The 11,406-nt window shown below is 66.0% G+C and carries 9 protein-coding genes; 2 read left to right on the forward strand and 7 right to left on the reverse strand.

The annotated features are described in order from the left end of the window. Positions 1–94: 94 nt before the first annotated feature. Entirely contained in the window at positions 95–796 is a 702-nt protein-coding gene (locus ACK4FK_RS00595) for a ribonuclease activity regulator RraA (protein ID WP_409739663.1), read from the forward strand. 4 nt (positions 797–800) lie between these two features. Here the strand turns inward: ACK4FK_RS00595 and ACK4FK_RS00600 are convergent, their stop codons facing one another. Genes ACK4FK_RS00600 through ACK4FK_RS00615 form a run of 4 tightly spaced genes read right to left on the reverse strand, consistent with a single transcriptional unit; the run spans position 801 to position 6,100 of the window. Then, a complete protein-coding gene (locus ACK4FK_RS00600) occupies positions 801–1,511 on the reverse strand; it encodes a 3'-5' exonuclease (RefSeq protein ID WP_409739665.1) in 711 nt (236 codons plus the stop codon). Continuing rightward, complete coding sequence (gene ligA / locus ACK4FK_RS00605) at positions 1,487–3,592, reverse strand: NAD-dependent DNA ligase LigA (protein WP_409739668.1); 2,106 nt, start codon at positions 3,590–3,592, stop codon at positions 1,487–1,489. The genes ACK4FK_RS00600 and ligA overlap by 25 nt, the downstream gene beginning before the upstream one ends. A gap of 2 nt (positions 3,593–3,594) precedes the next feature. After that, positions 3,595–5,277 (reverse strand): DNA repair protein RecN, encoded by a 1,683-nt coding sequence (gene recN, locus ACK4FK_RS00610; protein WP_409739671.1) that lies wholly within the window; start codon positions 5,275–5,277, stop codon positions 3,595–3,597. A 4-nt stretch (positions 5,278–5,281) separates the two neighbouring features. Then, a complete protein-coding gene (locus ACK4FK_RS00615) occupies positions 5,282–6,100 on the reverse strand; it encodes an outer membrane protein assembly factor BamD (protein WP_409739674.1) in 819 nt (272 codons plus the stop codon). Positions 6,101–6,673: 573 nt separating this feature from the next. Here ACK4FK_RS00615 and ACK4FK_RS00620 point away from each other — a divergent pair. Next, the gene (locus ACK4FK_RS00620; RefSeq protein ID WP_409739676.1) at positions 6,674–7,087 is read left to right on the forward strand and encodes a helix-turn-helix domain-containing protein; all 414 of its coding nucleotides are present in this window, start codon (positions 6,674–6,676) and stop codon (positions 7,085–7,087) included. 81 nt (positions 7,088–7,168) lie between these two features. Here the strand turns inward: ACK4FK_RS00620 and lpxC are convergent, their stop codons facing one another. From lpxC to ftsA, 3 genes are all read right to left on the reverse strand, one after another. After that, entirely contained in the window at positions 7,169–8,128 is a 960-nt protein-coding gene (gene lpxC, locus ACK4FK_RS00625) for a UDP-3-O-acyl-N-acetylglucosamine deacetylase (protein WP_409739679.1), read from the reverse strand. A gap of 166 nt (positions 8,129–8,294) precedes the next feature. Next, positions 8,295–10,037, reverse strand: a complete 1,743-nt coding sequence (ftsZ, locus tag ACK4FK_RS00630) for a cell division protein FtsZ (RefSeq protein ID WP_409739682.1) — start codon at positions 10,035–10,037, stop codon at positions 8,295–8,297. Between the two features lie 120 nt (positions 10,038–10,157). Further along, positions 10,158–11,399, reverse strand: a complete 1,242-nt coding sequence (ftsA, locus tag ACK4FK_RS00635; RefSeq protein WP_409739685.1) for a cell division protein FtsA — start codon at positions 11,397–11,399, stop codon at positions 10,158–10,160. Between the last annotated feature and the right edge of the window lie 7 nt (positions 11,400–11,406).

An 11,406-nucleotide genomic window follows, 5' to 3' on the forward strand; every position in this document is an offset into this window, starting at 1 on the left:
TTCAGCGCAAGCGGATCTGGAAAAATCCATCCGCCCGCTTGCCAGCCCGGCCCGGCCCTGCCTAGCCTGTCGTTCCCTGCAAGGAGAGACGACGATGCTGGATGCACGGATCAAGGCGGCCCTGGAACTGGTCACGACGGCGACGCTGACCACCGTCCTGCTCAAGAAGGGCCTGCGTAACGTCTGGCTGCGCGGCGCCAAGCCGCTGACGCCGCAGGACAGGCGTATCGTCGGCGAAGCCTTCACCCTGCGTTTCGTGCCGGCCCGCGAGGACCTCGCCACGCCCGCAAGCTGGGCCTCGCCGCGTTCCACGCGCGGCGCCATCGAGGACATGCCGGAAGGCTGCATTGCCGTGGTGGATGCCATGGGTATCAAGGATGCCGGCATCTTCGGCGACATCCTGTGCGCCCGCATGAAAAAGAAGGGCGTGGCGGCCCTGGTCACCGATGGCGTGGTACGCGACGGCGCCGGCGTGATCGGCACCGGACTGCCGGTCTGGTGCGATGGCGTTGCCGCGCCGCCCAGCGTAGCCGGCCTCACCTTCGTGAACTGGCAGGAACCGATCGGCTGTGGCGGCGTGGCGGTATTTCCCGGCGACGTGATCGTGCTGGATGGCGATGGCGCCGTTCTGATCCCGCAGGCGCTGGTGCCCGAGGTGACGGCCGAGGCCGTGGAGCAGGAAAAGCTGGAAACCTGGATCATGGGCGAGGTCGACAAGGGCACACCCCTGCCCGGCCTCTATCCGCCCAATGCCGAAACCAAGGCCCGTTACGAGGCCGAGATGAAGAAAGGCTGAGCGCCTAGCGCAGCCAGGGCGGCGGACGATGGCGGCGGAAAGCTGTGCGCCGTTCCGCCGCTGACGAACAGGCTTCGTGATAACCCGGCTCCAGCCGGCCGGGCCTGATCCCGAACCGCGGCAGCAGGGCCATCAGATCACTGCTGCCGGCATCCATCATGGCGCGCAGGGCAATGCCGGCGCAGGCCGCCGCGTCGCTGTCGGCCGCATGATGGCGCAGTTCGAACCCGATGTGTTCGGCCACCGTGGGCAGCTTGTGGTTCGGCAGGTCGGGCCAGGCGGCACGGGCGATTTTCACCGTGCACAGATAAGAGAGCGTCGGCTGCGCAAGGTCGTAATGCTTCAGCGCCGCGCGCAACACGCCGATATCGAACGGCGCGTTATGAGCGAGCAGCAGCGGCGTGGCCTCCAGATGCGGCAGCAGTTCCTCCCACACCGACGGGAATTCCGGCTCGAATTCCACGTCATGCGGCTGGATGCCATGGATGCTGACATGCCAGGGATCGAAGCGCATATCGTGTGGCCGGACCAGGCAATGGGCGGTGCGCGCCACCTGCCCATCCGCGATCCAGGCCAGACCGACCGAACAGATGCTGCCGGGACTCTGGCTGGCGGTTTCGAAATCCAGCGCGATCGCCGTGGCGCCGGGAACGGCATCGACCGCAGGGATCGCCTGCTGCACCAGCATGGTCAGCCGCCGATCAGCCTGAGCCACTCGTCCTCGGTCAGCACCGTCACACCGTGCTTCTGCGCCTCTGCCAGCTTGCTGCCGGCACCAGGACCGGCCACCACGTAATCGGTCTTCTTCGAGACCGAACCGGCCACCTTGGCGCCAAGCGAGAGGGCGCGCGCCTTGGCCTCGTCGCGGGTGAATCGTTCCAGCGAACCGGTGAACACCACGGTCTTGCCGGCCACGGGGGAATCCTGCGCCGGCTTTTCCGGCGGCATAACCTCGCGCAATTCGGCCAGCAGATGGTCGATCACCGCGCGGCTGTGGCGGCGGGTGGCGAAGGTGACGATGGCATCGGCCACCACGTCGCCCATCTTGTCGATGCTGTTGAGATCGCCCCAGGCCTCGCCCTCGCGTTCCCTCGCCGCGTCCATCGCTTCCAGCCAGGCCTGCGGCGTGCCGTAATGCATCGCCACCAGGCGGGCGCGTTCCTGCCCGACATGGCGAATGCCGAGTGCATGCACGAAACGGTCGAAGCCGATCACCCGGCGCTGTTCGATGGCGGCCATCAGCTTGGCCACGGATGTCTCACCGAAGCCTTCCTTGCGCTGCAGGTCATGCGCATGACGGTGCAGGCGGAAGATGTCGGCCGGTTCCTTCAACCAACCCCATTCGAAAAAGGCGGCGATCTGCTTCTCGCCCAGCCCCTCGATATCGAAGGCATTGCGCGACACGAAATGGCGCAGGCTTTCCACCGCCTGGGCCGGGCAGCTGATGCTGCCGGTGCAGCGGCGCACCACGTCTTCCACGCCCGATTTCGGATCGGTTTCTCGTTCGGCCGGTGCGCCGCAGACCGGGCAATGGGTGGGGAATTTGAACGGCCTGGCGTCCTTCGGCCGATGCTCCAGCACCACGCTTACGATCTGCGGGATCACGTCGCCGGCGCGCTGCACGATCACGGTATCGCCGATGCGCACATCCTTGCGCGCGATCTCGTCCTCGTTATGCAGCGTGGCATTGGAAACCAACACGCCGCCGACATTCACGGGCCTGAGCTTGGCCACCGGGGTGAGCGCGCCGGTGCGTCCCACCTGGATGTCGATATTCTCCAGGATCGTCTGCGCCTGCTCGGCCGGGAATTTATGGGCGATGGCCCAGCGCGGCGAGCGGCTGATGAAGCCCAGCCGCTCCTGCCAGTCGAGCCGGTCCACCTTGTAGACCACGCCATCGATATCGAAGGCTATGGTGGCGCGCTGGGCGGCGATCTTGTTGTAATAGGCGATCAGGTCCTCGAAGCTGTGACAGGCCTTCACCGGATCGTTCAGCGTGAAGCCCCAGTCGGCCAGTTTCGCGCGGGCCTCCTGCATCGTCCTGCCCAGCGGCGCGGATACCTCGCCCCAGTAATAGCCGAAAAAGCGCAGCGGGCGCTGGGCGCTGATCTTCGGATCGAGCTGGCGCAGACTGCCGGCGGCGGCATTGCGCGGATTGGCGAAAATCTTGGCGCCGGCCTTTTCCTGCGCCTCGTTCAACTTCAGGAAATCGTGGCGCGTCATATAGACTTCGCCGCGCACCTCCAGCACATCGGGCCAGCCCTTGCCATGAAGTTTGTGTGGCACGCCATGTTTCAGGGTCAGGATGTTGGCGGTGACATCCTCGCCTTCCTGGCCGTCGCCGCGCGTCGCCGCCCGCACCAGTTCGCCATTCTCATAGCGCAGGCTGGCCGACAGGCCGTCGATCTTCGGTTCGGCGATCAGGGTGAGGTCATCGTTGGTCTTCAGATTGAGGAACCGGCGGATGCGGCCCAGGAAATCGGCCACATCTTCTTCCGCGAAAGCGTTGTCGAGCGACAGCATCGGCCTGGCATGGCGCACCTTGGCAAAGCCCGCCGCCGGCGCCGCACCGACCCGGCTTGAGGCGCCGCCCAGCGTCGCAAGATCGGGGAACTGCGCCTCGATCTCCAGTAGGCGACGCTTCATCGAGTCGTAATCGGCATCCGAAATGACCGGCGCATCCTGCTGATGATAGCGCTTGTCGTGTTCGGCGATTTCCTGCTCCAGCCGGGCATGTTCCAGCCTGGCCTGGCGCGGCCCCAGTTCGGCCACCGGCTTGGCGCGCTGGCGGCTCATGGTCAGGCCTCCTGCCCGGCCAGCAGGCTGTCGGCTGCCGCTCTGGCCGCGTCGGTGACCGTGGCGCCGGCCAGCATGCGGGCGATTTCCTCGCGCCGCTCGGAAGCCTGCAGCGGCGCGACCTCGGTGAGCGTGGTGCGGTTTTTGGCCGGGCCGGTCTCGCGCTTGGCGATGCGCCAGTGATGGCTGCCTTTGGCCGCCACCTGCGGCGAATGGGTGACCACCAGCACCTGCACGCGTTCGGCCAGGCGGGCCAGACGCTGGCCCACGGCAGCGGCGGTTGCGCCGCCAACGCCACGATCCACCTCGTCGAAGATCAGCGTGCCGGCCGAACCACGGCCGGCCAGCACGACGCGCAAGGCCAGCATGAAACGGCTGAGTTCGCCGCCCGAGGCGATCTTGGCCAGCGAACCCGGCGCGGTGCCCTGGTTGGTGCTGGCCAGGAACTGCACGCGGTCGGCGCCCTCGGCGCTCCATTGCTCGGGTGGCAGCGCCTCCACGGAGGTAGAGAATTTGGCGGCGCCAAGTTTCAACGGCGCCAGTTCCGCCGCCACGGCCTTGTCGAGTTTGGTGGCTGCCTTGCGGCGTGCCGCGGAAATAGCTTCGGCTTTGGCCTGATATGCGGCCTTGGCAGCGGCAGCGGCCTTTTCCAGTTTGCCCAGGCTGGCCGCCTGGTTGTCGATCAGGGCCAGGCGCTCGGCATAGCGGTCGGCCATGGCGGCCAGATCGTCGACAGCGACGTTGTGCTTGCGGGCAGCGGCGCGCAGGGCAAACAGCCGTTCCTCAACCTTGTCGAGCCGCTGCGGGTCGAGATCCAGCTCCCGCGCCGTCCGATCCAACGCCGAGGCCAGTTCACCCGCCTGCAGCAGCAGCTGGTCGGCCTGGGCGATAACGGCATCCAGTTTGCCGCCGGCCCTGTCAGCAACCCGCTCCAGCGCACGCAGGCAGGCCCGCAGCCGCGCATCGACGCCGCCGCCCTGCTCCAGCGCGCTTTGCGCCTCCTGCATCGCGGCGGCCAGTTTCTCGCCCGCCTGCAGCAGGCTGCGCTGCTGCGCCAGTTCCTGTTCCTCGCCGGGTTTGGGCGACAGCTCCTGCAGTTCGTTCACCACATGGCGCAGGAAATCCTCTTCGCGCCGCGCCTGTTCGGCGGTCTGCGCGGCATCGGCGAGCGCCTTCTCGGCATCGCGCATGGCCTGATAGGCATCGCGCAGGCCGGCCACATCCTTTTCCAGCCCGGCATATTCATCGAGCAGGGCGCGATGGATGGTGGCGTCCGTCAGGCCCTGTTCGTCATTCTGGCCGTGGATTTCCACCAGGGTGTCGCCCAGCCGGCGCAGCAGGGCCACGCTGACCGGCTGGTCGTTGACGAAGGCGCGGCTTTTGCCGTCGACGCCGACCAGGCGGCGCAGCACCAGTTCATCGGCCGCATCGAGGCCCTGTTCCGACAGGATGGCGTGGGCGGGATGCCGGGCCGGCAGGTCGAACACGGCAGAGACCACACCCTGCGATGCGCCATTGCGCACCAGGCCGGCATCGGCGCGGCGGCCCAGCGCCAGACCCAGGGCGTCGAGAAGGATGGATTTGCCGGCACCGGTCTCGCCGGTCAGCACGCCGAGGCCGTCGCCGCAGGCGAGATCGAGCCGCTCGATCAGCACGATGTCGCGGACGCTCAGGCCGGTCAGCATGGCGTCAGAAAATCGATTTCCAGGTGCGGCTGAACCAGCCCTTGCTCTCGCCGTCGGCCGACTTGGCATCGGGGACCGCCTCGCCGGTCACCATCGTAAAGGTGTCGACGTACCATTCGCTGCCCGGATAGTTGTAGCCGAGCACGGCCGCCACGTTCTGCGCCTCATCCAGCACGCCGAGCGACATGTAGGCCTCGGCAAGGCGATGCAGCGCCTCAGGCACGTGGGTGGTGGTCTGGTATTTCTCGATCACCGTGCGGAAACGGTTGATGGCGGCAATCTGCTGGCCGGCACGCAGGTAGTAACGACCGATCGTCATTTCCTTGCCGGCGAGATGGTCGCGGGTCAGGTCGATCTTCAGGCGGGCGTCCCGCGCGTATTCGCTGTTCGGATAGCGGCGCACCACCTCTTCAAGCGCATTGAGCGCCTGCTGGGTGACCTTCTGATCGCGGCCGACATCGGTGATCTGCTCGTAATGGCAGATCGCCACCAGATAATAGGCGTACGGGGTTTCCTTGTTGCCTGGATGCAGCTGGATGAAGCGTTCGGCAGCCGAAATCGCATCGGTGTAGGCGTTGCGCTGGTAATAGGAATAGGCCGCCATGAGCTGGGCTTTGGTGGCCCAAACCGAGTATGGGTGCTGGCGTTCGACCTCGTCGAAGCCGCGGGCGGCCACTTCCCATTCGCCGGCTGCCACGGCATCCATGGCGGAATTATAGAGTTCCTCGACCGGACGCTCGACATAGGGCGGATCCTTGGCCGAGCAGGCCGCCAGGGCCAGGATCAAAAGAAGGGGCAGGAAGAAGCGCATCCCGGCCGCCATGCCAGGTTTCCGCACCCCGTCAGAGAACCTGTCCCGCCCCCCGTCTGGAACCAGGGCGGCAAGACCGGGGCGCGCGGAAGGCACAACCCGCGACGAATCCAATCGGCGAAGCATCGGCATGGGCGGATTCTGTCGCATGGGGGGCCTTTAAAATCAAGATTGCCGCCTGATTCGGCAGCCCGGCAACGGGATAACTCCCTGCCCGGCTACGCCTTTGGGATAGGCTTCCGCTCCGCCTGCCCGTATGTATGCAATATTCCTGAGATTTTTCCCGTGCAATACAACCTATACTTCTGAACGATTTCCACTATCTGTAAATTCTCCTATTAGAGGTATCAACACCCGGTATGGGACAGTTTCTGTACGAGTTTAATCGCGCGCCGCGAGTAGCGCCGGCCCAAAAGACGGCTAGAATAGGCCAAAGTAGAATCAGGGTGCGGATAATTGTCTCTTCCCCCCTGACCCGCCCCGCCGGGCGGACTGAATCATGATCGAGTGAGACAGGAAGAATGCCGGCACAGCCGGTACGAGTATCAAAGGCCGGTTCGACCGGCCCCGCCATGAGGTGAGACGATGGGCAAGATCGCTACGCGTGTTGATGAGTATGTCGGCGAACGCATCCGCGCCCGCCGCACCGAACTCGGCCTGACCCAGGAAGAACTCGCGAATTCGCTGAAGATCTCTTACCAACAGGTCCAGAAATACGAGACCGGTGCCAACCGCGTCAGTGCGGGTCGCCTGTTCGAGATCGCCCAGCGCCTGCAGGTCGACATGGCCTATTTCTTCGAGGGCCTGGAAGCCAAGCTGGAAAGCAAGCCGATGGAACATGGCGGCAAGAACCGCTCCACCATCGAGCTGGTCCGCAATTTCAGCGACATCGAAGACACCACGATCCGTTCCGCCGTGGCCGGCCTGATCAAGAGCATCGCCAGCCGCTACAAGGACGAAGAAGAAGCGGCCGCCGCCGGCGCCAGCGCAGCCGACTGATCCGCCGCGCAGCCGCTGTCATCCCAATAAAAAAAGCCCCGCGGTTGCGGGGCTTTTTTGTTTCGAGCCGGGCTGGTGGCGTCAGAGCGCCGCTTCCGCCGCCACTGCGGGCCGCTGGCGCAGGCCGGTTTCGACGGCGGGCATCAGGCGGGCGGTGTCGCGACCCTTGGCATGGGTGGTCCAAGCGTAAGCGCTCTGGTCGGCAAACAGCGTCTTGAGCAGCTTGTTGTTCAGAGCATGGCCGGAGCGGCGGCCCTCGTAGCGGCCGATGATCGGTGCGCCGGCCAGATAGAGATCGCCCAGCGCGTCGAGGATCTTGTGCCGCACGAATTCGTCGTCGTAACGCAGGCCGTCGTCGTTCAGGATGCGGTCATGGCCGAGCACCACGGCATTCTCCAGGGAACCGCCACGGGCCAGACCCATGGCGCGGAGCTGCTCGACCTCCTGCACGAAACCGAAAGTACGCGCCCGAGCGATATCGGCCTTGAAACGGCCGGGCTCCAGCTGGAACTCGGCGCTCTGGCGGCCAATCATCTGGTTGGAGAATTCGATTTCGAAATCGATGGTGAAGCCATCGTCGGCGTGCAGCGCGGCACTGGCATTGCCATCGCGCACCTCGATGCTCTTCAGAACCTTGAGGTAACGGCGTGGGGCGACCTGCTCGATCACGTCGGCGCATTCGATCAGGAAAACGAACGGGGCCGACGAACCATCCATCACCGGCACTTCGGGACCGTCAATATCGATCAGCACATTGTCGATGCCCATGCCGGCCAAGGCGGCCATCAGATGTTCGACGGTGCCGACCGACACGCCTTCGCCGGCGGCGACCGTGGTGCACATGCGCAGATCGCTGACCTGGTCGAAGCGGGCGCGGATCAGCGGCTGGCCGGCCAGATCGGTACGGCGGAACACCACGCCGGTATCGGGGGCGGCCGGATTCAGCACCATGTGAACCTTGGCGCCGCTATGCAGGCCGATGCCCGAGCACTTGATGCGGTTCTTCAGCGTCTTCTGGGCAATTTTACCGGCGGTGAGCACGCAGAGAACTCCTTGAACCGAAATGGCGAATCGGGGCGATCCGCGCAGAAATAAAACCGGGGATGGTTGTAGCAACCACCCCCGGCAACAACAAATCACTCTATGTTTCGAACTGTAACGGTGCGGATACGATTTAACTCATTGTATCAGCTCGGTTTTTTAACCTTCAGTTAGCCTGGCGGCGCAGGAAGGCCGGGATGTCGAGCAGATCGTCCTGCGGACGGCTCGGCACAGGGCGTTCGGCCGCCGTGACCAGGCCCAGATCGGGCTGGCGCGGAGCCTGCTCGGTGCGGGTGACCGTCGCGGCCGGCGCCTGCGGGGCCGCGGCCGGCGCGGCCGGCGCCTGGACACGGGTGAACTGCGGCTCGGCCTGCCGCAGCGGCGACATCTCGGCCTCGGCCGAGCGGCCACGCGCCGCACCGGTGATGCGGTCGAACAGGCTGGTCTTCTTCTTCGGCTCCGCCGGCTTGTTCACCATGTCGGCTTCAGCGAATGGATCGGGCTGACGGGGGGCCTCCGGCGCACGGGCCGGCAGCGGCTGCGCCGCCGGCGGGACGAATTGCGCCGCAGCAGCCTGGGCTTCGGCCAACTGAGCGGCGAAGGGCCGTGCGGCCGGCTCGATCGCGACCGCTTCGATTGCCGGCGTGGCGGCAACCGCCGCAGCGGGCTGAGCCACAGGCTGAGCGACCGGAGCGAACTGCACTTCAGGCAGTTCGGCCGGCGCCGGCAGATCGCTGCCGGCATCCGAAACGGCCGGGGCGGCATCGGGCATGGCCAGCGCGGTGGCGCCAGCGGTCATCGGCTGGGTTGCCATGGCAGCGGCCGGAGCCTGCACGACGGTCTGAGCTGGCCGCGGCACGGCGCCGAAGGCGATCGGCTTGGCCTGCGGCGGGGTGACCAGGCGCAGCGACGGGCTGGCCTGCGGCTGCGGCATCTGCTGCGCGGCGGCATCGATACCGGTGGCGACCACCGAGACCCGCATGCGGCCCTGCATGTTCTGGTCGAGCGTAGAGCCGACGATGATGTTGGCCTCGGGATCGACTTCCTCGCGGATGCGGTTGGCAGCCTCGTCCACCTCGAACAGGGTGAGGTCGGGACCGCCGGTGATGTTGATCAGCACGCCACGGGCGCCCTTCATCGAGATGTCGTCCAGCAGCGGATTGGCGATGGCGCGCTCGGCCGCCTCGATGGCGCGGTGTTCGCCGTCGGCCTCGCCGGTGCCCATCATCGCCTTGCCCATCTCGCTCATCACCGAGCGGACATCGGCGAAATCGAGGTTGATCAGGCCCGGCATCACCATCAGGTCGGTGATGCCGCGCACACCCGACTGCAGGACGTTGTCGGCCATCTTGAAGGCATCGGCGAAGGTGGTCTTCTCGTTGGCCACCCGGAACAGGTTCTGGTTCGGGATGATGATCAGGGTGTCGACATACTGCTGCAGTTCGCGGATGCCGGCTTCGGCCAGCTTCATGCGCTGGCTGCCCTCGAACGAGAACGGCTTGGTCACCACGCCGACGGTCAGGATGCCCATTTCCTTGGCGGCCCGGGCGATCACAGGCGCCGCACCGGTGCCGGTGCCGCCGCCCATGCCGGCGGCCACGAAGGCCATGTGGCTGCCCTGCATGTGCTCCAGGATCTGGTCAAGCGATTCTTCCGCCGCGCCACGACCCACATCGGGCTTGGCGCCGCAGCCCAGGCCCTGGGTCAGGTTGACGCCAAGCTGGATGCGACGCTCGGTGAGCGACATGTTCAGCGCCTGCGCATCGGTATTGGCGGCGACGAATTCGACACCCTCGAGCTGGGCGGCGATCATGTTGTTGACGGCGTTGCCGCCGGCACCGCCGACGCCGAAGACGACGATGCGGGGCTTCAGCTCCCGCGTGGCCGGCATGGTAAGATTGATACCCATGTTCTCCTCCAGGGTTAACTGTTGCTTTGACCAAAGTCGCCGCATGATGCAAGCGACAATGCAAAAACCGCGTGGATGCTGGTTGTTTTGAATGTGGTGTTCATCATCGTGGCCACGCGGTCAGAAATTGGCCCGCAACCAGCGGCCGATTCGTGAAATCGCGCCGTTGGGTGCGGGCTCGGGTTCGGGCAGGCGAATGGTGCGTTCAGCCGCCTGCTGTTGCGCATAAGAGAGAAGACCGGCGCAGGCCGAGAAGGCCGGACCGCCGGTTGCCTCGGCCAGACCGCCGACTCGAATCGGCCGGCCCAGACGCACCTGTTTGTCGAGAATGCGGGCGGCGAGCTCGCGCACGCCCTGCAACTGGCTGGCGCCGCCGGTCAGCACGACCCGGCGCCCGGCCAGCTTCTCGAATCCCGATTGCGCAAGGCGCTCGCGCACCTGCTCCAGCGTCTCTTCCAGACGCGGTTTGATGATGCCGGTGAGAATCGACCGCGGCACCTGGTTGTGGGCATGGTCGTCGGTCTCGCCCACCTGCGGCACGTCGATGGTTTCGGTGTCGTCGGAGGGGCTGGGCAGGACCGTGCCATAGAGGGTCTTGAGCCGCTCGGCATGGGCCAGCGGGGTGGACAGGCCGCGCGCGATGTCGTTGGTGACATGGCCGCCGCCCAGCGGCACGACATCCACATGCACCAGCTGGCCGTCATAGAATACCGCCAGGCTGGTCGTGCCGCCGCCCATGTCCAGCAGGGTGACGCCGAGATCCATCTCGTCCTCGACCAGACAGGCCAGACCGGAGGCGAACGGCGCCACGATGCGGCCGGCTATGCGCAGGTGGCCGCGAGCGACGCAGGTGGCCAGGTTGCGCAGCGGGCCGGAGCCGGCGGTGATGACATGCATGTTCACGCCCAGCCGCTCGCAGGCCATGCCGCGCGGATCCTTGATGCCGCGTGAACCGTCGATGGTGTAGCCGACCGGAATGGAATGGACGATCTCGCGGTCGCCGGGATGTTCGTGCCGGCGGCCCTGATCCAGGACCAGGGCAACGTCGTGTTCGGTCACCTCGTGGCCGGCGAGATCGACCTCGACGCCGACGCTGTGGGATTGCGGGTTGCCGGCATTCACGCTGACATAGACGTCGCGGATGGTTTCGCCGCACATGCGCTCGGCGGTCTCGACCGCGGCGCGGATCGACTGTTCGGCGCCGTCCATGTCGATCACGTTGCCGTTGCGCAGGCCGCGCGAAAGCTGGTGTCCGATGCCGATCACCCGCAGCGTGCCGCCATCGGCGCGGGCGATGAAGCAGCAGACCTTGGACGACCCGACATCCAGGGCGGCGATCAATCCGTTACGCGATACAGCCATGGCTTAC

This window comes from Ferrovibrio sp., assembly GCF_046297895.1.
GTDB lineage: Bacteria > Pseudomonadota > Alphaproteobacteria > Ferrovibrionales > Ferrovibrionaceae > Ferrovibrio.